The organism is Streptomyces sp. NPDC047081 (assembly GCF_040643775.1).
Lineage (GTDB): Bacteria > Actinomycetota > Actinomycetes > Streptomycetales > Streptomycetaceae > Streptomyces.
Window position 1 is genome coordinate 176,513 of the sequence record NZ_JBEYUY010000015.1, and the last position, 19,756, is coordinate 196,268.

Consider the following 19,756-nt stretch of genomic DNA (forward strand, 5'->3'; position numbering starts at 1 on the left):
CGAGAATGTGCCCGCCCCCGGGGGCGGTTGAAGCCTCTTGAATCAAATTCAGAGCTGGATTTGAGGATTGCGTAGACATCCTACGTCCCCAGGTGTACGCGCGTAGTACGCCGTCACGGTTGCTCGTGGTGCTCGGAGAGGCCGGGCCAGTCGTCCGGGCCGCCGCCCTGCCACTCGATGAGGTCGCTGCCCTCGACGTCGGTGACGTACAGGTCGGCCAGGCGCAGGATCTCGCCGACGTCGTCCACGTGCGTGGCGACGCCCAGGGTCCTGTCGCCGTCCGTGACCCGCCGGGAGCCGTCCAGGGCCGGCGAGTGCACCACGATGTGCGGATGCTCGGTTGGATGTGCCATGCCTTCAGCGTCCTGCGGAAGGTGCGCGGATGCACCCCGTACACACCGAAAGGCGCCGGATGCGGGACCGTCCGCATCCGGCGCCTTCGCCCCGGAGAGGTCTTCTGCTGTGCCCCTCCGCGAGGAGGTGGCCGGGACCGCGGCGGCGACGACGGAACCGGGCGCTCCTCCCCTCAGGTCGAAGAAGGAGGCCCCGGACCCTTCACCACCGCACTGGCTCGCACACCGCCGCGGTCCTTGCCTCGCCCGCGCGCCGCTAACCGGCCACCCCTCATCCGGGCCGGTCGGCGGCGCGCGGGCCGTCTTCGTCAGTCCTCGCGGAGGGCGTGGACCGCCTTCTCCACGCGCTTGCCGTAGTCCGGGTCGGCGGCGTGGAAGTGGGTCAGGTTCTTCTCGATCACGTCGTCGCGGGAGACCTGGGAGAGGCCGCCGGCGATGTTGGCGACCAGCCGGGACCTCTCGTCCTCGGACATCAGCCGGTACAGCTCGCCGGCCTGGAAGAAGTCGTCGTCCTTGGTGTGCTGCGGGGCCTCGTGGGTGCCGGTCCAGCCGGTCACCGCGAGCGGGGCCGACAGGGCGCGACCGGTCTCGACCGGGCCGTCGTACGAGTTCGGTTCGTAGTTCTTCGCCGCGCGGCCCTGGGAGTTGACCGCCATGAGGCCGTCGCGGCCGTAGTTCTGCGCGGTCGTCGCCCTGGGGGCGTTCACCGCGAGCAGGGTGTGGTTGACGCCCAGGCGGTAGCGGTGGGCGTCCGCGTAGGCGAACAGGCGGCCCTGGAGCATCTTGTCGGGGGAGGGGCCGATGCCCGGGACGAAGTTGTTCGGGGAGAACGCGGCCTGCTCGACCTCCGCGAACACGTTGTCCGGGTTGCGGTCGAGGACCAGTCGGCCCACGCGCCGCAGCGGGTAGTCCCGGTGCGGCCACACCTTGGTCAGGTCGAAGGGGTTGAAGCGGTAGTCCGCCGCCTCGGCCGCCGGCATGATCTGGACGTAGAGGGTCCAGGACGGGTTCACGCCCCGCTCGATCGCCTGCAGCAGGTCCGTCTGGTGCGAGTTCGGGTCCTTGCCCGCGAGCCCTGCGGCCTGCTCGGTCGACAGGGACCGTACGCCCTGGTTGGTCTTGAAGTGGTACTTGACGAAGAAGGCCTCGCCCTCGGCGTTCGTCCACTGGTACGTGTGGGAGCCGTAACCGTTCATGTGGCGGTACGACGCCGGGATGCCGCGGTCGCCCATCAGCCAGGTCACCTGGTGCGTGGCCTCGGGGGCGTGCGCCCAGAAGTCCCAGACGTTGTCCGGCTCCTGACGGCCCGTGAAGGGGTCGCGCTTCTGAGAGTGGATGAAGTCCGGGAACTTGATCGGGTCCTTGATGAAGAACACCGGGGTGTTGTTCCCGACGAGGTCGTAATTGCCCTCCTCCGTATAGAACTTGACCGCGAAACCGCGCGGGTCGCGGACGGCGTCGGCGCCGCCGAGCGAGTCGGCCACGGTCGAGAAGCGCAGGAAGACCTCTGTGCGCCTGCCGACCGTGCTCAGGAAGTCGGCGGACGTGAAGCCCGTGACGTCGTCCGTCACCTCGAAGTAGCCGTAGGCACCGCTGCCGCGGGCGTGCACCACACGCTCCGGGATGCGCTCGCGGTTGAAGCGGGCGAGCTTCTCCAGGAGGTGCTGGTCCTGGAGGAGGAGCGGGCCGCCGACGCCGGCGGAGGCGGAGTTCTGGTTGTCGGCGACCGGGGCGCCGGACTCGGTCGTGAGCACGCGCTTCGACATGGTGATCTTCCAGACGTGAACGGTTTGCTGAAGTGGTGGGCATGGGTATCCGGGCCGCGGCGACGCCTGGGCGCGACAGGACAGATGTCGGCGGCGCCGCGGCCCGGAAGTCCGGGGTGGGTGTGTCAGACCTGGGCGCCGGAGAGGCGCTCCACGGCCCGCAGCAGGGCGGAGTGGTCCAGGCCGCCGTCGCCCTGGGCGCGCAGGCTGGCGACCAGCTGGGCGACCACGGCGCCGACCGGCAGGGCCGCGCCGACGTTGCGGGCGGCGTCGGTGACGATGCCCATGTCCTTGTGGTGCAGGTCGATGCGGAAGCCCGGCTTGAAGTCGCGCTGAAGGAAGTTGACCTTCTTGCGCGTCAGCACGGTGGAGCCCGCGAGACCGCCGTTGAGGACGTCAAGCGCGGCCTTCAGGTCCACGCCCGACTTCTCCAGGAAGACCACGGCCTCGGCGCACGCCTGGATGTTCACGGCGACGATCAGCTGGTTGGCGGCCTTCACGGTCTGACCGGAGCCGTGCGGACCGCACAGCACGATGGTCTTGCCGAGCGCCTCCAGGATCGGCCGCGCGGCGTCGAAGTCGGCCTGCTCACCGCCGACCATGATGGACAGCACGGCCTCGACGGCGCCGGCCTCACCGCCGGAGACGGGGGCGTCCAGGACGCGAACGCCCTTGTCCGCGGCGGCCTTTGCCAGGTCGACCGAGGTCTGCGGGGTGATCGAGGACATGTCGATCAGCAGCGCGCCGGACCTCGCGTTCTCCAGGATGCCGGCGGGGCCGTACGCGATGGCCTCGACCTGCGGGGACGCCGGCACCATCGTGATGATCACGTCGGCGTCGCGCACGGCCTCGGCGATGGACCCGGCCGCGGTGCCGCCGGCGGCGGCCAGGCGGTCCAGCTTGTCCTGTTCCAGGGTGAAGCCCGTGACGTCGTAACCCGCCTTGATGAGGTTCTCGGACATGGGGGAGCCCATGATGCCGAGGCCTATCCACGCGATCTTGGGGAGGTTGCTCATGATGGGGGTGCCTTTCACGTAAAAGGGGGTCAGCGGGCGGCGCGCGCCTCGCGCGGGAGCCAGTCGAAGGCCTCGGCGCTCGGGCGGTCGCCCGGCTTGTACTCCAGGCCCACCCAGCCGTCGTAACCGGCCTTCTTCAGCTGGTCGAGGAGCTCCTCCAGCGGGAGCGAGCCCGTGCCGGGCGCGCCGCGGCCCGGGTTGTCGGCGATCTGCACATGGCCGGTCCTCGAGGCGAACTCCTCGATCACCGACGGCAGGTCCTCGCCGTTCATGGACAGGTGGTAGAGGTCCATCAGGAACTTCGCGTTGCCGAGCCCCGTCGCCTCGTTGACCTTGTCGGTGATGCCGGCCGCGGCGGGCGCGCTCACCAGCGGGTACAGCGGCGACTCCGGCCTGTTCAGCGCCTCGACCAGCAGGATCGCGCCGATCCGGTCGGCCGCCCGGGCCGCGAGGACCAGGTTCTCCAGCGCGAGCGCGTCCTGCTCGGCCGGGTCCACGCCCTCGACGCGGTTGCCGTACAGCGCGTTGAGCGCCTTGCAGCCCAGCGAGGCGGCGAAGTCGGCGGCCACGTCGATGTTGGCGCGGAACCTCTCCGACTCCTCGCCCGGGACCGACAGGGCGCCGCGGTCGGGGCCCGGCAGCTGTCCGGCGTAGAAGTTCAGGCCCGTGAGCTGTACGCCGGCGTCCTCGATCGCCTTCTTCAGGGCGTCGAGGTCGGACCGCTCGGGGGTGGGGGAGTCGACCCAGGGCCACCACAGCTCGACCGCGGTGAAGCCCGCCGCGGCGGCGGCCGCGGGGCGCTCCAGGAGCGGGAGTTCCGTGAAGAGGATCGACAGGTTGACGTTGAAGCGCTGGTCTGCGAATCCCATGGGCCGCCGCGCTCCCTTCCGTGTCGAGTGATTCCGTATTGCGGAAGTTCATTTCTGCTTAACGGAAGACTGCCTGTGGTCCGGGAGGCCTGTCAAGTACTCTGAGGAGGTGGCCCGGTCCAACGACGAGGTCGCCGCGCTCCTCCAGGAGTACGCGGACCTCATCTCGATCACCGGCGGAGACGCGTTCAAGGCGCGCGTCTACGAGAAGGCCGCACGCGCGGTCGGCGGCCATCACGCCGATGTCGCCACCCTCGACCTCAAGGGCCTCCAGGAGATCCCGAACGTCGGGAAGTCCATCGCCCAGAAGGTCCGTGAGTACTTCGACAGCGGCAGCGTGACCGCCGTAGAGGAACTGCGGGCGAAGATCCCCGCCGGGGTGCGCCGGCTCACCGCCATCCCCACGCTCGGCCCGAAGAAGGCCATGGCGGTCTACGAGGAACTGGGCATCTCCTCGGTCGACGAACTCGCCGACGCCATCCACCAGGAGCGGCTGCGCGACCTCAAGGGCTTCGGCCCGAAGACCGAGGAGAACATCCTCCACGGCATCGAACTGCTCCGGTCCTCCGGCGGGCGCGTCCAGCTCGACGTCGCGACCGGCCTCGCCGAGGACATCGTGGCCGCGCTCTCCGCCGTGACCGGCTGCAAGCGGTGCACCTACGCCGGCTCGCTGCGCCGGGGCCGCGAGACCATCGGCGACATCGACGTCCTCGCCGCCTCGACGAAGCCCGCGCCGATCATGCGGGCGTTCACCGAGCTGCCGTACGTCACCGAAGTGATCGGCACCGGCGACAAGAAGACGTCCGTGCGCACCAGCAAGGGCCTCAACGTCGACCTGCGTGTCGTGCCGCCGGACTCCTGGGGCGCCGCCCTGCAGTACTTCACCGGCTCGAAGGCCCACAACATCCGCACCCGCGAACGGGCCGTGCACCAGAAGCTCAAGCTCTCCGAGTACGGGCTCTTCGACGTCGAGAGCGGCGAGAAGATCGTCTCCGAGACCGAGGAGGAGGTGTACGAGCGGCTCGGGCTGCCGTGGATCCCGCCGGCCCTGCGCGAGGACCGCGGGGAGATCGAGGCGGGGCTGCGCGGCGAACTTCCCGACCTGGTCGCCGAGGCCGACCTGCGGGGCGACCTGCACACCCACACTGACCTCACCGACGGGCTCGCCCCGCTGGAGGAGATGGCCGAGGCGGCCGCCGGGCGCGGTTACGCCTACTACGCGATCACCGACCACGCGCCCGACCTGGCCATGCAGCGCATGACCGACGAGCGGATGCTGGCCCAGCGGGCACGGGTGCGCGAGCTGGACGGGACGTACCCCACCAGAGGGAGGCGTGGTGGGCTGCGGCTGCTGCACGGGGCCGAGCTGAACATCGGGCCCGAGGGGCAGGTGGACTGGCCGGACGAGTTCCTCGCCGGGTTCGACCTGTGTGTGGCCTCCGTGCACTCGCACTTCAACCAGGGGCGCGAGGCGCTGACCCGGCGGCTCGTGCGGGCCTGCGAGAACCCGTACGTCAACATCATCGGTCACCCCACCACCCGGCTCATCGGCAGGCGGCCCGGCATCGACGCCGACCTCGACGAGGTCTTCGCCGCCTGCGCCCGCACCGGCACCGCGCTGGAGGTCAACGCCCACCCCGACCGCCTCGACCTGCGCGACGAGGACATCCTGCGGGCCCGGCGGCACGGCGTGCGGTTCGCCGTGAACAGCGACGCGCACGCCGTCCCGCACCTGGCCAACATGCGCTACGGCATCGGCACCGCCCGGCGCGGCTGGCTCACCAAGGAGGACGTGATCAACACCTGGCCGGAGCGGCGACTGCGCTCCTTCCTGCGCAAGGGGCGCGGGACCTAGGCAAAGGGGGCGCCGAGAGGTGTCCGGTGGGGCTGCCCGAAAACGTGTCCAGGGCGTTAGGTTGAGCCCGTGCGATTGAGAGTGGAGTTCACGACCGAGCCCTTCGACCTCGACGAGGCCCCCGCGCACGCGGTCGTCGCCCGCGAGGTCGTCGAGGCGGCCGAGCTGGACGCGGTGGACGTCGGGCCCTTCGGCAACACGGTGGAGGGCGGTGCGGACGCGGTCCTGACCGCCGTGGACGCCCTGCTGCGCAAGTCCCTGGAGGCCGGCGCCACCCGGATCTCGCTGCAGGTCAACGTGATCGGGGAGGGCGCGGCGTGACCGGCACCGGGGACGAGCCGTTCATCACGGCCGTGAAGCCGCTGGTCGACGCCATGGGCGGGGAGATGCTCCCGCCGGACGAGGCCGGTCCCGACGACGTCGTGCTCGCCTGGGAGGGCGTCGACGCCGTCGCCGTACGGCTGCCGCAGCTCGCGGACTCGCTGGATCACATCCTGGCCGCGATGGAGCGCAAGCAGGGCAAGCCGCTGGCCGAGCTGGACCGCAAGTCCAAGCAGGAGGTCGTGCGGATACTCGAGGCGCGCGGCGCCTTCTCCGTACGGCACGGGGTGGAGACCGTGGCGGGCGCGCTCGGCGTCAGCCGGTTCACGGTCTACAACTACCTCAACCGTGAGAAGGACAGCTGAGCGCTGTCGGGTTTGTTACCCCGAATTTTCAACAAAGTGTTGACTCGATGTTGCGTGGGGGCGTTAGCTGACTCCCGTGACTTCGACTTCCGCGTCCCCCGGCCTGGCCCGGTTCAACGCCCTGGAGGAGCACGCGGCCTACGCCGCCCTCCACGAGGCGTGTGCCTCCGTGACCTGGGCGAAGCGACTCCTCGCCGCCCGCCCGTACGCCACCGCCGACGACCTCTTCGCCGCCAGCGACGCTGCCATGGCCGAGCTGAGCACCGCGGATCTGGAGGAGGCCATGGCCGGCCACCCGCCGATCGGCCGCCCCAAGGAGGGCGACCCGACCTCCGCCCGGGAACAGGCCGGCATGGCCGGCGCCGCCGAGGGCCTCAAGGCGGAGATGCTGGAACTGAACCTGGCCTACCAGGAGCGGTTCGGCCATGTCTTCCTGATCTGCGCCACCGGCCGGACCGGCGAGCAGATGCGCGACGCGGTCAAGGAGCGGATCGGCAACTCGCCGGAGCAGGAACGGGAGATCGTCCGCACCGAGCTGGGCAAGATCAACCGTATCCGGCTCGCCCGACTCGTCGAAGAGGACTGAGAGCAGCATGAGCACCAGCACCACCGCCTCGGTGTCGACGCACATTCTCGACACCAGCATCGGCCGCCCCGCGGAGGCAGTCGCCGTCCAGTTGTCCGCCCGCCTGGGCAGGGACGCGGACTGGCAGGCGCTCGGCGGCAGCGCGACCGACGCGGACGGGCGGTGCAAGGACCTGCCGGCCCTGCCGGAGGGGACCACACACGTACGGCTCGACTTCGCCGTGGAGCCGTATTTCGAGAAGAAGCAAGCCGATGCGCAGCAGGACGCCCCCGCGAATCGGGACAGCGGTGCGGCCGTGTTCTTCCCGGAGGTGGCGATCACCTTCGCCGTCGTGCCGGGCGAGCACTACCACGTACCGCTGCTGCTCAACCCGTTCGGCTACTCCGTTTACCGAGGGAGCTAGCTAGATGCCCACGATTCTGGGACAGAACCAGTACGGCAAGGCCGAGAACCGAGTCGTAAAGATCACGCGGGACGGCGCCACCCATCACATCAAGGACCTGAACGTGTCCGTGGCGCTGTCCGGCGACATGGACGAGGTCCACTACTCCGGCTCGAACGCCAACGTGCTGCCGACCGACACCACCAAGAACACGGTGTACGCGTTCGCCAAGGAGCACGGCATCGAGTCGGCCGAGCAGTTCGGCATCCATCTCGCGCGGCACTTCGTGACCTCGCAGGAGCCGATCAAGACCGCGCGGATCCGCATCGAGGAGTACGCCTGGGAGCGGATCGAAGCGTCCGACGCCAACTCCCAGTTCATCGGCGCGGACGAGGTCAAGCACTCGTTCGTGCGGAAGGGCCAGGAGACCCGGCTCACCCAGATCACGTACGACGGTTCGTCGTGGGAGGTCGTCTCCGGGCTCAAGGACCTCGTCGTGATGAACTCGACCAACTCCGAGTTCTGGGGCTACGTCAAGGACAAGTACACGACGCTCCAGGAGGCGTACGACCGCATCCTGGCCACCCAGGTCGCGGCCCGCTGGCGGTTCAACTGGACCGACGACGAGCAGAAGATGCCCAACTGGGAGAAGTCCTACGAGCAGACCAAGAAGCACATGCTCCAGGCCTTCGCCGAGACGTACTCGCTCTCGCTCCAGCAGACCCTCTACCAAATGGGTTCGCGCATCATCAACAACCGCAGCGAGATCGACGAGATCCGTTTCTCGCTGCCGAACAAGCACCACTTCCTCGTCGACCTGGAGCCCTTCGGGCTGAAGAACGACAACGAGGTGTACTACGCGGCCGACCGCCCCTACGGCCTGATCGAGGCCACCATCCTGCGGGACGGCTGCGAGCCGAAGATCCCCGTGGACCTGACGAACCTGTAGTAGCTCCTTTCAGCAGTTCCTTTTCGGCACCCGCGGCCGGCGGGCCTCCTCACCGGCCGCGGCACTCAAATCCCCGGGGTCCTGCCGTGCCCTCACCACAAAGTCCACTGAGCGAAAAGGACGAATCATGGCAGCAGCCCAGCGCATCGTCATCGAGAACTGTTCGATCGCGACGGTCGACGCCGACGACACCGAGTACGCGAGCGGTCAGGTCGTCATCGCCGGCAACCGCATCGAGTCGCTCGGCGCGGGCAGGGCCCCCGAGGGCCTGGAGAACGTCGTACGCCGTATCGACGCGACCGGCCATCTGGTGACCCCCGGCCTGGTCAACACCCACCACCACTACTACCAGTGGATCACCCGGGGCCTGGCCACCGACCACAACCTCTTCAACTGGCTCGTCGCGCTGTACCCGACCTGGGCGCGCATCGACGAGCCGATGGTGTACGCGGCCGCGCAGGGCTCGCTGGCCATGATGGCCCGCGGTGGTGTGACGACGGCCATGGACCACCACTACGTCTTCCCGGCCGGCTCCGGCGACCTGTCCGGCGCCATCATCCGCGCCGCCCGCGAGATGGGCGTCCGCTTCACCCTCGCCCGCGGCTCCATGGACCGCAGCGAGAAGGACGGCGGACTGCCCCCGGACTTCGCCGTCGAGACCCTCGAAGGCGCCCTCGCCGCCACCGAGGCCACCGTCAAGGAGCACCACGACGCCTCCTTCGACGCGATGACCCAGGTCGCCGTCGCGCCCTGCTCGCCCTTCTCCGTCTCCACCGAACTCCTGCGCGAGGGCGCCCAGTTGGCCCGCCGCCTCGGCGTCCGCCTGCACACGCACGGCTCGGAGACCGTCGAGGAGGAGCAGTTCTGCAAGGAACTGTTCGGCATGGGCCCGACCGACTACTTCGAGTCCACCGGCTGGCTCGGCGAGGACGTGTGGATGGCGCACTGCGTCCACATGAACGACTCCGACATCGCCGCCTTCGCCCGTACGAAGACCGGTGTCGCCCACTGCCCGTCCTCCAACGCCCGCCTGGCGGCCGGCATCGCCCGCGTCCCCGACATGCTCGCGGCCGGCGTCCCGGTCGGCCTCGGCGTCGACGGCACCGCCTCCAACGAGTCCGGCGAACTGCACACCGAGCTGCGCAACGCCCTGCTGATCAACCGCCTCGGCGCCCACCGCGAGGCCGCCCTGAACGCCCGTCAGGCGCTGCGTCTCGGCACGTACGGCGGTGCCCAAGTCCTCGGCCGCAGCGCCGAGATCGGTTCCCTGGAGCCCGGCAAGCTCGCCGACCTGGTGCTGTGGAAGCTGGACACCCTGGCGCACGCCTCCATCGCCGACCCGGTCACCGCGCTGGTCTTCGGCGCGGCGGCCCCGGTGACCGCCTCCTTCGTCAACGGCACGCAGATCGTCGAGAACAACCGCCTGCTGCACGTCGACGAGGACGCGATCGCCCGCTCCACGCGGGCGGAGGCGCAGCGGCTGGCGCGGATCGCCGCGCAGGCCTGAGCGGTCGAAGATCTCCGGTCGAGGGGGACGGCCCTCGACCGGTAGCCGTGGACCCCAGCGGGTCCATGGCGGCCGTCTCCGGGGCGCGCATGGACGTGCGCGCCCCCGGAACGGTCACCGTCACTTTCCTTACAGGCACCCCCGGTCCCGCACGACCGCGCACCACCTCCAAGAAACCCACGTCAGAGCCGACGTGTTAGCTGACCCGGAGGAACCGCTGTGACCGCCCACCCCGTCGACGAGAAACTCCCCGCGCTCAAAATGGCCACCACGGGCCTGCAGCACGTGGCCGCCATGTACGCGGGAGTCGTCGCCCCGCCCCTGATCGTCGGGGCGGCCATCGGCCTCTCCGCCGCCGAGCTGACCTTCCTCACCGGCGCCTGCCTCTTCACCGCGGGCCTCGCCACCTTCCTCCAGACACTCGGCATCTGGAAGATCGGCGCCCGGCTGCCCTTCGTCAACGGCGTCACCTTCGCCGGTGTCGCCCCCATGACCGCGGTCGTCGCCTCCACCAAGGACAAGTCCGACGCGCTGCCGGTCATCTTCGGCGCCGTGATGGTGGCCGGTCTGCTCGGCTTCATAGCCGCCCCCTTCTTCAGCAAGGCCGTCCGCTTCTTCCCGCCGGTCGTCACCGGCACGGTGATCACACTCATCGGCGTCTCGCTCCTGCCGGTCGCCTTCGGCTGGGCCCAGGGCCCCAACCCGGCGGCGGACGACTACGGTTCGACGACCAACCTCGCACTGGCGGGCGCAACTCTCCTGATCGTGCTGGTACTTCGCCGCTTCACCCGCGGCTTCGTCAAGCAGATCGCCGTGCTGCTCGGCCTGGTCGCGGGCACGCTGGTCGCGATCCCCTTCGGTGCCACGGACTTCGGCCCGGTCGCGGACGCGGACGTGATCGGCTTCCCGACGCCGTTCCACTTCGGCGCACCGCAGTTCCAGGTCGCCGCGATCGTGTCGATGTGCGTGGTGATGGTGGTCTCGATGACCGAGTCCACCGCGGACATGCTCGCCCTCGGCGAGATCGTCGAGCGCCCGGCCGACGAGCGGACCATCGCCGCGGGCCTGCGCGCCGACACCCTCGGCTCGGCGATCAGCCCGCTCTTCAACGGCTTCATGTGCAGCGCCTTCGCGCAGAACATCGGCCTGGTGGCGATGACGCGGATCCGCAGCCGGTACGTCGTCGCGACCGGCGGCGGATTCCTGGTCCTGATGGGCCTGTGCCCGATGGCCGCCTCGCTCATCGCCGTCGTACCGCGCCCGGTGCTCGGCGGCGCGGGCGTGGTCCTCTTCGGCTCCGTCGCGGCGAGCGGCATCCAGACCCTGGTGCGGGCCGGCCTGGACAAGGACAACAACGTCCTGATCGTCGCCGTCTCGCTGGCCGTCGGCATCATCCCGATCACGGCGCCGGACTTCTACCACGCGTTCCCCGAGACCGCGCGGATCGTCCTGGACTCGGGCATCTCGACGGGCTGCGTCGCGGCGGTCGTCCTGAACCTGGTCTTCAACCACCTCGGCAGGGGCCGCGACGCCCAGGACGTGACCCACCCGATGGAGGCCGGCGACCGGATCGCCGCCGCCCACTGATGCGCTGCACGCGGGGTGCGGCGATCGCCGTACCCCGCAAGGGCGATGGGGCAGGCTGTCTCCCATGAACGAGTCCGGCCGCGTAGAGGCCTTCAGCGACGGTGTGTTCGCCATCGCCATCACCCTGCTCATCCTGGAGATCAAGGTCCCCGAGGTGGGCGAACACGGCGGCCTGTGGCACGCGTTGGGGCAGCAGTGGCCCTCCTACGCGGCCTATGTGGTGAGCTTCCTGGTCATCGGCATCATGTGGATCAACCACCACCAGCTGTTCAGTTACGTCGCCCATGTGGACCGCACGCTGATGTTCCTGAACCTGCTGGTCCTGATGGTGGTGGCCGCGGTGCCCTGGCCGACGGCGATGCTGGCGGAGTACCTGCGCGAGGACGCGGCCTCGCATGTGGCGGCCGCGGTCTACAGCCTGGTCATGGTCGTCATGGCGCTCACCTTCCAGACCCTGTGGTGGCACCTGACCCGCACCGGCCACCTCTTCGACGACCGGGTCGACGTCCCCGCCGCCCGGGCGACCCGCGCGCGCTTCGCCCTCGGCACCCTGGCCTACCCGGTCACGGTGGGCCTGGCCTTCGTCTCGGCCCCGCTCACCCTGGCCGCGCACGGCCTGATCGCCCTGTACTACGGCTTCAACCAGGTGCCGGTGCCGACCCGCCAGGCCCCGGCCAGTTCATGAGCTTGTCCGGACAGCCGGAGTGCCCGAACGGACTCTCCCCGGTGAAGCGGATCAGGTACCAGTACAGGAAGGTCCAGTCGTACGAGGCCGGGTAGCCGCACATGACGGGCTGCGCCTCGGCGCTCACCTCCCGCACCCACGCAGCGAACTCGCCCAGCGCCGCGGCCGGTTCGGCCCCCTCGCGCTTCAGCCGCTCCCGATCGAGCCCGCTGACGGCCAGCGCCTCCGGTACGAACTCCTCGCTGATCGGCCGCAGTTCACGGTAGAAGGTCCGCTCCTGCGGGTCGGCGGCGGTGAACCCGTCGGCCGTGTGCGTGCCGGCGACGGCGGCGCCCAGGCTGATCATCGAGTACGGCCCCGGGATCGGGCCGTCGGCCTCGATGTCGACGGAGATGTAGCAGCTGGGGCGGATGCGGCGTGCGGACATGAGTCCGGAGCATCGAGGTGGGCAGGGGCGGCCGCAGCCGATTTGAGCCGTGTACGGGCTTCAGGCGCGGCGGACCGCCTGGCAGGGGGTCGCTTCCGGCAGGCGGCCGGTGAAGTACGAGCGGGGCGGGACGCCCATCAGGGTGCGGAAGTCGGTCGTCATGTGGGACTGGTCGTAGTAGCCAGTGGCGGCGGCGAGTTCCGCCCAGGGGCGGGTGGCCGCGTGGTCCAGTACCGTGCGGACGCGGTTGACGCGGGCGTAGTGCTTGGGGGAGAGGCCGACGCCCTCGGCGAAGAGGTTGCGCAACTGCCGCTCGCTGACGGCCAGTTCACGGGCCACGTCGGCGACCTGGGCCGGGGAGCGGCCGGTACGGACCGACAGCGCGTCGACGCCCGCCCGCACCAGCTCGGTGCGCGCCCGGTCCGCCGCGGCCCCGAGCCGCTCCGGCAGCACCTCCGCGAGACGCTCCAACGCCTCGTCCGGCGTCAACCCCCGCAACTCGTCGGCCAGTCGGCGGGCCATCGCGCCCGGCAGGTCCCCCAGGCGCACCGCACGGCCGACCAGTTCCACGGCCGGGACACCGAGCAGCGGGCGGACGGTGCCGGGTGCGAGCCGCAGCTCCACGCATGAGGCCCGGTGCTTGCCGCTGTGGTACGACGCCCGGGCCCGTGGGCCGACGACCAGCGTGCTGCGGCTGCCGTGCTCCCCGGTGCGCACGACCACCCTGGTCGCGGGCTCGGGGAGATGCACGAACGGCTCGGTCGGCGCATCGCCCACCGACAAGGACCCGACCCCGGCGAACCACGGGCGCAGCGCCTCGGGCGTGGGCAGGGTCTCGCGGAGCACGGCATTCGTCACCCCTCCACGGTAAGCGCGCGGCACGGCCGCCCGGGCCCCGGAACCGTGCCGGAATTTCCAAGAGTTACCGCGCCCCGGCCGCCCACCCTCGTGGACATGATCCTTGTGACCGGTGCCACGGGCACCATCGGCAGTGAAGTCGTACGACAGCTCGCGGCGCGCGGCGAGAAGGTCCGCGCGCTGACCCGGGACCCGGCGAAGGCCCAGGTGCCGCCGGGAGTGGAGACCGCGCCCGGCCACCACCGCGACCGGGCGGCGGTGGAGGCGGCGATGGCCGGGGCGCAGGCCGCGTTCCTGGTGGGCGTGTTCGGGCCGGACGACGCGGAGCACGACCGCGGGCTGGTCGAGGCGGCGAAGGCGGCGGGGGTGCGGCGGATCGTGAAACTCGGGGCGATCGGTACGGGCGACCCTCGGCTCGGCCGGTTCGGGACCTGGCATCTGCACGGCGAGGAGGCGGTCCGGGCGAGCGGTCTGGAGTGGACGATCCTGCGCCCCTCCGCGTTCGCGTCCAACACGCTGAGCTGGGCGGCGGCCGTCCGGGAGGGCACACCCGCGCCGAACATGATGGGCGACGGCAAGCAGGGGGTCGTGGACCCGCGGGACGTGGCCGCCGTCGCGACGGCCGCGCTGCTCGACCCACGGCACGCGGGCCGCACGTACACCCTGACCGGCCCCGAGACCCTCAGCGCCCACGAACAGGCCGCCGTCCTCGCCGAGATCCTCGCCCGCCCGGTCCCACTCCACGACCTGACCCCGCAGGAACGCCGGTCCCAGCTCCTCGCGTCCGGCCTGACCGAGACGTACGCGGACGGCCTGCTGGTGACGGCACGCTTCATCCACGAGGGCGGCAACGACGTGGCGACCGGGGATGTGGAGGAGGTGCTGGGGAGGCCGGCGCGGACGTATCGGGAGTGGGCGGAGGACCACGAGGAGGCCTTTGGCTGACGGGTGGGGAGGGGTGGGTGGCTGACGGTGGGGCGACAGGGGGAGGCCGTGGGAGCGGCGGGGGTACAGGGGCGAGGCTGTCGGGATTGCGCTGCCTGCCACGCCAGCCCCCCACCTCACTCACCCGCGCCGCGGCCGCAGCACCCCCGCCGCCAACCCCAGCGCCGCCACGGCGATCACCGCCCCGACCCTGAACGCCAGCCGGTATCCCGCGGCCGTCGCCTCAACGAGCGTGTCGCCTCCCGCCAGCAGGCCTGCCGTGTGGTTCGCCGCCAGTACCGACAGCACCGCCAGGCCCAGCGAACCCCCCACCACCTGTGTCGTGTTGAACAACCCGGACGCCAGCCCCGCGTCCTCCTCCCGCGCCCCCGACATCGCCAGCCCGGTCAGCGCCGGCATGGCCGCGGCGAAGCCGGTGGCGAGCAGGAGGAGGGGTGGGAGTACGTCGGTGGTGTACGAGCCGTCGGCAGGGGCCCGGCTCAGCAGGGCCATCCCGGAGACTATGAGGACCAGCCCCGCCAGCAGCACCCGGTGCGCGCCGAACCGCCCGATGGTCCGCGCCGACAGCCCCAGCATCAGTACCCCGATCACGACCGGCGCCGGCAGGAACGCCGTGCCGGTGAGCAACTCGCCGTACCCCAGCACGCGTTGGAGATAGAGCGCCCCGATGAACTGGAAGCCGTACATCGTCGCGATCATCAGGATCTGGACGGCGTTGGCACCGCTCAGCACGCGTGAGCGGAACAGACGGAGGCGGAGGAGTGGGCGGGCGGCGCGGGCCTGGCGGAGGGTGAAGGATGCGAAGAGGGCGAGGGCCAGGGCGGCGAGCAGGAGCGTCGCGGTGAGGGAGCGGTCGCCGGAGCCGACGATCACGTACACGCTCAGCATCAGCGCGCCCGTGACCAGCGCCGCCCCCGGACAGTCGGCGCCCTTGCCGAGGCCCGCGCCCGGCTCGGGGGCGAGCACACGCAGGGCCGCGAACAGCGCGACCGCGCCGATCGGCAGGTTGATCAGGAAGATCCAGTGCCAGCTCAGGGCCTGGGTGAGCGCCCCGCCGAGGAACATGCCGAGCGCCCCGCCCGCCGCGCCGACCGCACTGAACACCGCGATGGCACGGGCCTGTTCACGCGGCTCGGGGAACAGTGCCACCAGCATGCCGAGCACGACCGCCGAGGTCATCGCCCCGCCGACGCCCTGCACGGCCCGCGCCGCGATCAGCATGCCCTGGCTGCCGGCCACCCCGCACAGCACGGACGCCGCAGTGAACACCGCCAGCCCGACCGTGAACATCCGCTTGCGGCCCAGCAGATCGCCGAGCCGACCGACCAGCAGCAACAGCCCGCCGAACGGGATGAGATACGCGTTCACCACCCACGCGAGCCCCGGCGCCGAGAAACCGAGGTCGTTCTGGATGGCCGGCATGGCGACCGTGACGATGTTGCCGTCCAGGATCGTCATCAGCGTGCCCGCGCACAGCACGACCAGGGACGCCCAGGGGGAGTACGTCCGGTGTGACGCTCGCGTCGATGACTCGGTGAGGGCCGTCATGGCGGCGTGGCCTCCGTAAGCTTCATGGTGCACGATTTGTAACGGGGTACATCGTGAGTGACCATGGAGCCCGGCATAAGGAGGCAGTCCGATGTCCCCTAGGAACACCGGTGTTACCGCCCAGGTGGTGAACGCGCACGCCTGTCCGGTCCGCGAGGTTCTTGACAGGGTCTCCGGCAAATGGAGCGTGCAGATCCTGGTCGCCGCCGCCCACGGACCCATCCGCTTCACCGAACTGGAGCGCAGCATCGAGGGCATCAGCCGCCGCATGCTGACCCTCACCCTGCGCAATCTGGAACGCGACGGCCTGGTCACCCGCACCGTCCACCCGACCGTCCCGCCGAAGGTCGAGTACGAACTGACGCCGGTGGCAAACGAGTTGCACGAAACCCTGCTGCGGCTGACCGACTGGGCCGAGCGCAACAGGGTCTACATCGCGGAGGCGCGGGCCGCCTACGACGCCGAACGGGACCCGGAGCCGACCTGACCCGTGACGCCCGACTGCGCGGGTGCCTAGAGCCCGAACAGGCCTGGGTCGGAGGCCAGTTCCTTGAAGACGTCGCCGGGGCGGGTGACCAGGCGCCGTGCCTTGAGGTCCATCAGCCCGCCCACCGCCGTGATCTCGGCCGCCACGGTGCCGTCCTTCTTGCGGATCGTCTGCTGTATTCGGAACGTCTTGCCCTCGCCCCACTCGAAGCCGCAGGTCACCTCCACCTCGTCACCGGCGACCAGCTCCCGCTGGTAACGGATGGTCGTCTCCAGCGCGACCGGCCCCACCCCGGTGCCGATGAGCGCGGCCTGGGAGATGCCCGCCGCATCGAGCATCGACCAGCGGGCGTGCTCCGCGTAGTTGATGTACACGCTCTGGTTGAGGTGTCCCTGGACATCGGTCTCGTACCCGCGGACGGTCACCGGGACGGAAAACGCCTCAGCCACAACAAACCCCTCTCGCATCACGGCAGTTGACGGACCCGATCCTGACACGTGCCCTCTACACCCGGCGCGGCGAGGCCAGCAGATAACGGACCCTGGTCCGCGGCTCGGTGTACTCCCCGGCCTGCCAGCCCGCCCCCTCCAGGGTGATCGCGCAGGTCCGCAGCGCCTCCGCGTCCGGAGCGTGCACGGCGACGGCGTCCGGCTGCGGCGTCGCGCGCACCCGGTAGCCGGGCGAGTCCCCCGTTTCCGGCGCGTGCCCCGCCGCCTCCAGTGCCAGCGCGGCGGCCTGCACGAGATGCGTACGCTCCCAGCCGCAGGGCCGGTCGGTGGCGGCGTCGGGATTGGTCATCCGGCGCAGCTCCAGCAACCCCTGCCAGGCACTGTGCACCTCACGCACACGAGCGACCCGGGAGACCGGCGCGCTCTCCTCCCCACCGACCCGCGCGGCGAACACCCCACCGGCGCCGCCCGCCTCGGCCCCGCCGGACGCACGACCCCCGGCACCGGCAGCACGTGCGGCCACGGCAGCGGCTCCCACGCCGGCAGCACCGCCGACACCGCCCGGACCCGTCCCCGCCGCACCGCCCGCACCGGTCTGAGCCGGCCCCGCGCCAGCCGCCCCCGCCCCCACACCTGCCGCCCCGGGCTCCTCGCCCTCCCGTATTCGATGCCCCGCCGGCGTCAGAAAGTGGTCGTGCGGCGGCCGTGGATGCCGAAAGGCCAGCCCGCGCTTCACCAGCGCCGCGAGCTGCGTCTCCGTACCCCTCACCCGCCCGGTGACAGGATCGGCGGCGTCGATGACACGCCGCTGCGCGGCGGTCGGCGGTCGTGTCACGGCGTACTCCTTCCAGCGCTGGGGCTCCTGCTCCCACCTGCCTTCGAAGGTACGACGCGGGTCTGACAGTCGACCTCGGAGTGAGGCCCGCCTACGCCCCCGGCCGCACGTTCCACCCCGCGATCACCGGCCGCCCGTGCTCCGTCCCCAGCCGGCACACCGTCCCGGTCGCGAGCTGGAAGAGCGCCCCGGCCGAGGGCGGCAGTCCGAGCCGCCGCGCGGTGAGCACCCGCAGGAAATGCCCGTGGGCCACCAGCACCACGCACCCTTCGGTGTTCGCGAACGCCGCGTCCACCTTGGCGAGCATCCGGTCCGCCCGCTCGCCGACCTGCTCCGGCGTCTCCCCGGGATGTTCCGGCGGCCCGGGCGCGACCCCGTCCGTGAACAGGAACCAGCCGGGCCGGGTGCGCTGGATCTCGACGGTGGTGATCCCCTCGTAGCCGCCGTAGTCCCACTCCCGCAGATCGACGTCGACCCGGACGTCCTGCAGCCCGATCAGCTCGGCGGTCTCCCGCGCCCGCTGCAGGGGGCTGACGAACGCGGCCCCGATCCGGTGCGACCGGATCAACGGCACCAGCCGCCGCGCCTCCTCCCGCCCCCGCTCGGTCAACGGAACATCGGTCCACCCGGTATGCCGCCCGGACCGCGACCACTCGGTCTCACCGTGCCGCACGAGAAAGAGATCACCCATGGGTCAGAGGCTACGAGCCCGGCGGGCCCGGCGCCCGGTGACGGCTACTGCCGATACCCGCTCAGAAACCGCCCGATCCGGCCGATCGCCGCCTCCAGGTCCTCCGCGTGGGGGAGGGTGAGGATGCGGAAGTGGTCGGGGGTCGGCCAGTTGAAGCCCGTGCCCTGGACCACCTGGATCTTCTCGCGGAGGAGGAGGTCCAGGACGAACTTCTCGTCGTCGTGGATCTTGTGGACCTTGGGGTCGAGGCGCGGGAAGGCGTAGAGGGAGCCCCGGGGCTTCACGCACGACACGCCCGGGATCTCGTTCAGCTTCTCCCAGGCCACCGTCCGCTGCTGGTGCAGTCGGCCGCCCGGGGCCGTCAGGTCGTTGATGGACTGGCGGCCGCCGAGCGCTGCCTGGATGGCGTACTGGGCGGGCGCGTTGGCGCACAGCCGCATGGAGGCCAGCATGGTCAGGCCCTCCAGGTAGTTCTTCGCGTGCTGCTTGGGGCCCGTCACCACCAGCCAGCCCGAGCGGAAGCCGGCCACGCGGTACGTCTTCGACAGGCCGCAGAAGGTCAGGACCACCAGGTCGGGGGCGAGCGCGGCGACCGAGTGGTGCACGGCGTCGTCGTAGAGGATCTGGTCGTAGATCTCGTCGGCGAAGACCATCAGGCCGTGCCGGCGGGCGAGGTCGAGGATGCCCTCGATGATCTCCTTCGGATAGACCGCGCCCGTCGGGTTGTTCGGGTTGATGATGACGACCGCCTTGGTGCGGTCGGTGATCTTCGACTCCATGTCGGCCAGGTCCGGGTACCAGTCCGACTGTTCGTCGCAGAGGTAGTGAACGGCCTTTCCCCCGGCGAGCGTTGTCACCGCCGTCCAGAGCGGGAAGTCGGGGGCCGGGATGAGGATCTCGTCGCCGTCCTCCACCAGCGCCTGTACGGCCATCGAGATCAGCTCGGAGATGCCGTTGCCGAGGTAGACGTCGTCGACGTCCACCTCCAGGCCGAGGTTCTGGTAGCGCTGGGCGACGGCCCGGCGGGCGGAGAGGATGCCGCGGGAGTCCGTGTAGCCGTGGGCCTGCGGGAGCATCCGGATCATGTCCTGGAGGATCTCCTCCGGCGCCTCGAAGCCGAAGAGCGCGGGGTTGCCGGTGTTCAGGCGCAGCACGCTGTGGCCCGCCTCCTCCAGCGCGTTGGCGTGCTCGATCACCGGGCCGCGGATCTCGTAACAGACCTCGCTGAGCTTGTTCGACTGCCGGAACTCCATGCTCGCTCGCCCCTCCGCTTTC

The 19,756-nt window shown here is 70.7% G+C and carries 22 protein-coding genes; 11 read left to right on the forward strand and 11 right to left on the reverse strand.

Annotation, left to right across the window (positions count from 1 at the left end; translation table 11 throughout):
- Positions 1-113: 113 nt before the first annotated feature.
- The 4 genes from ABZ848_RS27530 to ABZ848_RS27545 form a co-directional block, all read right to left on the reverse strand.
- A complete protein-coding gene (locus tag ABZ848_RS27530; RefSeq protein ID WP_242763830.1) occupies positions 114-353 on the reverse strand; it encodes a hypothetical protein in 240 nt (79 codons plus the stop codon).
- Between the two features lie 308 nt (positions 354-661).
- Complete coding sequence (locus ABZ848_RS27535; RefSeq protein WP_360836121.1) at positions 662-2,119, reverse strand: catalase; 1,458 nt, start codon at positions 2,117-2,119, stop codon at positions 662-664.
- Between the two features lie 125 nt (positions 2,120-2,244).
- Positions 2,245-3,135: a 2-hydroxy-3-oxopropionate reductase gene (locus tag ABZ848_RS27540; RefSeq protein WP_360836123.1), complete on the reverse strand. Its 891-nt coding sequence runs from the start codon at positions 3,133-3,135 to the stop codon at positions 2,245-2,247.
- Between the two features lie 29 nt (positions 3,136-3,164).
- Positions 3,165-4,004, reverse strand: coding sequence for a TIM barrel protein (locus tag ABZ848_RS27545; RefSeq protein ID WP_360836125.1), 840 nt, complete (start codon positions 4,002-4,004; stop codon positions 3,165-3,167).
- A 109-nt stretch (positions 4,005-4,113) separates the two neighbouring features.
- On the opposite strand from ABZ848_RS27545, the gene polX reads away from it, so the two are divergent.
- The 9 genes from polX to ABZ848_RS27590 all read left to right on the forward strand — a co-directional run bounded on the left by polX (position 4,114) and on the right by ABZ848_RS27590 (position 12,241).
- A complete protein-coding gene (gene polX, locus ABZ848_RS27550; RefSeq protein WP_360836126.1) occupies positions 4,114-5,859 on the forward strand; it encodes a DNA polymerase/3'-5' exonuclease PolX in 1,746 nt (581 codons plus the stop codon).
- A gap of 69 nt (positions 5,860-5,928) precedes the next feature.
- Positions 5,929-6,180, forward strand: coding sequence for a thiamine-binding protein (locus ABZ848_RS27555; RefSeq protein ID WP_360836128.1), 252 nt, complete (start codon positions 5,929-5,931; stop codon positions 6,178-6,180).
- Positions 6,177-6,545 (forward strand): helix-turn-helix domain-containing protein, encoded by a 369-nt coding sequence (locus tag ABZ848_RS27560; protein ID WP_360836130.1) that lies wholly within the window; start codon positions 6,177-6,179, stop codon positions 6,543-6,545. The genes ABZ848_RS27555 and ABZ848_RS27560 overlap by 4 nt, the downstream gene beginning before the upstream one ends.
- Positions 6,546-6,621: 76 nt before the next feature.
- Positions 6,622-7,131, forward strand: coding sequence for a 2-oxo-4-hydroxy-4-carboxy-5-ureidoimidazoline decarboxylase (uraD, locus tag ABZ848_RS27565; RefSeq protein ID WP_360836131.1), 510 nt, complete (start codon positions 6,622-6,624; stop codon positions 7,129-7,131).
- A 7-nt stretch (positions 7,132-7,138) separates the two neighbouring features.
- On the forward strand, positions 7,139-7,534 hold the full coding sequence (gene uraH / locus ABZ848_RS27570) for a hydroxyisourate hydrolase (protein ID WP_360836133.1): 396 nt from the start codon (positions 7,139-7,141) through the stop codon (positions 7,532-7,534).
- A 4-nt stretch (positions 7,535-7,538) separates the two neighbouring features.
- Positions 7,539-8,462 (forward strand): factor-independent urate hydroxylase, encoded by a 924-nt coding sequence (gene pucL / locus ABZ848_RS27575; RefSeq protein ID WP_360836135.1) that lies wholly within the window; start codon positions 7,539-7,541, stop codon positions 8,460-8,462.
- 127 nt (positions 8,463-8,589) lie between these two features.
- A complete protein-coding gene (locus ABZ848_RS27580) occupies positions 8,590-9,969 on the forward strand; it encodes an 8-oxoguanine deaminase (protein WP_360836136.1) in 1,380 nt (459 codons plus the stop codon).
- A gap of 219 nt (positions 9,970-10,188) precedes the next feature.
- Positions 10,189-11,556, forward strand: coding sequence for a nucleobase:cation symporter-2 family protein (locus ABZ848_RS27585; protein ID WP_360836138.1), 1,368 nt, complete (start codon positions 10,189-10,191; stop codon positions 11,554-11,556).
- 64 nt (positions 11,557-11,620) lie between these two features.
- Entirely contained in the window at positions 11,621-12,241 is a 621-nt protein-coding gene (locus ABZ848_RS27590; RefSeq protein ID WP_360836139.1) for a TMEM175 family protein, read from the forward strand.
- On the opposite strand, the gene ABZ848_RS27595 is transcribed toward ABZ848_RS27590, so the two are convergent.
- Both ABZ848_RS27595 and ABZ848_RS27600 read right to left on the reverse strand, forming a co-directional pair.
- Positions 12,195-12,668, reverse strand: a complete 474-nt coding sequence (locus ABZ848_RS27595) for an exonuclease (RefSeq protein ID WP_360836141.1) — start codon at positions 12,666-12,668, stop codon at positions 12,195-12,197. The two genes, ABZ848_RS27590 and ABZ848_RS27595, sit on opposite strands and share 47 nt — an antisense overlap.
- Positions 12,669-12,728: 60 nt before the next feature.
- Positions 12,729-13,526 carry a helix-turn-helix domain-containing protein gene (locus ABZ848_RS27600; protein WP_360836143.1) on the reverse strand — a complete coding sequence of 266 codons (798 nt, stop codon included), beginning with the start codon at positions 13,524-13,526 and terminating at the stop codon, positions 12,729-12,731.
- Positions 13,527-13,622: 96 nt separating this feature from the next.
- Between ABZ848_RS27600 and ABZ848_RS27605 the strand changes: the two genes are divergently transcribed.
- Positions 13,623-14,471 (forward strand): NAD(P)H-binding protein, encoded by an 849-nt coding sequence (locus ABZ848_RS27605; RefSeq protein WP_360836145.1) that lies wholly within the window; start codon positions 13,623-13,625, stop codon positions 14,469-14,471.
- 120 nt (positions 14,472-14,591) lie between these two features.
- Here ABZ848_RS27605 and ABZ848_RS27610 read toward each other — a convergent pair whose 3' ends face one another.
- Complete coding sequence (locus ABZ848_RS27610) at positions 14,592-16,019, reverse strand: MFS transporter (protein ID WP_360836146.1); 1,428 nt, start codon at positions 16,017-16,019, stop codon at positions 14,592-14,594.
- A 91-nt stretch (positions 16,020-16,110) separates the two neighbouring features.
- Here ABZ848_RS27610 and ABZ848_RS27615 point away from each other — a divergent pair, with 91 nt between their 5' ends.
- Positions 16,111-16,506, forward strand: a complete 396-nt coding sequence (locus tag ABZ848_RS27615; RefSeq protein ID WP_360836148.1) for a helix-turn-helix domain-containing protein — start codon at positions 16,111-16,113, stop codon at positions 16,504-16,506.
- Between the two features lie 26 nt (positions 16,507-16,532).
- On the opposite strand, the gene ABZ848_RS27620 is transcribed toward ABZ848_RS27615, so the two are convergent.
- The 4 genes from ABZ848_RS27620 to ABZ848_RS27635 form a co-directional block, all read right to left on the reverse strand.
- On the reverse strand, positions 16,533-16,955 hold the full coding sequence (locus ABZ848_RS27620; protein ID WP_360836150.1) for an acyl-CoA thioesterase: 423 nt from the start codon (positions 16,953-16,955) through the stop codon (positions 16,533-16,535).
- A gap of 55 nt (positions 16,956-17,010) precedes the next feature.
- On the reverse strand, positions 17,011-17,790 hold the full coding sequence (locus ABZ848_RS27625; RefSeq protein WP_360836152.1) for a hypothetical protein: 780 nt from the start codon (positions 17,788-17,790) through the stop codon (positions 17,011-17,013).
- Between the two features lie 91 nt (positions 17,791-17,881).
- The gene (locus ABZ848_RS27630; protein WP_360836153.1) at positions 17,882-18,481 is read right to left on the reverse strand and encodes a histidine phosphatase family protein; all 600 of its coding nucleotides are present in this window, start codon (positions 18,479-18,481) and stop codon (positions 17,882-17,884) included.
- Between the two features lie 44 nt (positions 18,482-18,525).
- Positions 18,526-19,734, reverse strand: coding sequence for a pyridoxal phosphate-dependent aminotransferase (locus ABZ848_RS27635; RefSeq protein WP_360836155.1), 1,209 nt, complete (start codon positions 19,732-19,734; stop codon positions 18,526-18,528).
- Positions 19,735-19,756: the final 22 nt, after the last annotated feature.

Excerpts from the sequence above, each read along its gene's own strand:
- ABZ848_RS27530 (WP_242763830.1), bottom strand. The coding sequence starts at position 353 with ATGGCACATCCAACCGAGCATCCGCACATCGTGGTGCACTCGCCGGCC.
- ABZ848_RS27535 (WP_360836121.1), bottom strand. The coding sequence starts at position 2,119 with ATGTCGAAGCGCGTGCTCACGACCGAGTCCGGCGCCCCGGTCGCCGAC.
- ABZ848_RS27540 (WP_360836123.1), bottom strand. The coding sequence starts at position 3,135 with ATGAGCAACCTCCCCAAGATCGCGTGGATAGGCCTCGGCATCATGGGC.
- ABZ848_RS27545 (WP_360836125.1), bottom strand. The coding sequence starts at position 4,004 with ATGGGATTCGCAGACCAGCGCTTCAACGTCAACCTGTCGATCCTCTTC.
- uraH (WP_360836133.1), top strand. The coding sequence starts at position 7,139 with ATGAGCACCAGCACCACCGCCTCGGTGTCGACGCACATTCTCGACACC.
- pucL (WP_360836135.1), top strand. The coding sequence starts at position 7,539 with ATGCCCACGATTCTGGGACAGAACCAGTACGGCAAGGCCGAGAACCGA.
- ABZ848_RS27580 (WP_360836136.1), top strand. The coding sequence starts at position 8,590 with ATGGCAGCAGCCCAGCGCATCGTCATCGAGAACTGTTCGATCGCGACG.
- ABZ848_RS27590 (WP_360836139.1), top strand. The coding sequence starts at position 11,621 with ATGAACGAGTCCGGCCGCGTAGAGGCCTTCAGCGACGGTGTGTTCGCC.
- ABZ848_RS27595 (WP_360836141.1), bottom strand. The coding sequence starts at position 12,668 with ATGTCCGCACGCCGCATCCGCCCCAGCTGCTACATCTCCGTCGACATC.
- ABZ848_RS27605 (WP_360836145.1), top strand. The coding sequence starts at position 13,623 with ATGATCCTTGTGACCGGTGCCACGGGCACCATCGGCAGTGAAGTCGTA.
- ABZ848_RS27610 (WP_360836146.1), bottom strand. The coding sequence starts at position 16,019 with ATGACGGCCCTCACCGAGTCATCGACGCGAGCGTCACACCGGACGTAC.
- ABZ848_RS27615 (WP_360836148.1), top strand. The coding sequence starts at position 16,111 with ATGTCCCCTAGGAACACCGGTGTTACCGCCCAGGTGGTGAACGCGCAC.
- ABZ848_RS27630 (WP_360836153.1), bottom strand. The coding sequence starts at position 18,481 with ATGGGTGATCTCTTTCTCGTGCGGCACGGTGAGACCGAGTGGTCGCGG.
- ABZ848_RS27635 (WP_360836155.1), bottom strand. The coding sequence starts at position 19,734 with ATGGAGTTCCGGCAGTCGAACAAGCTCAGCGAGGTCTGTTACGAGATC.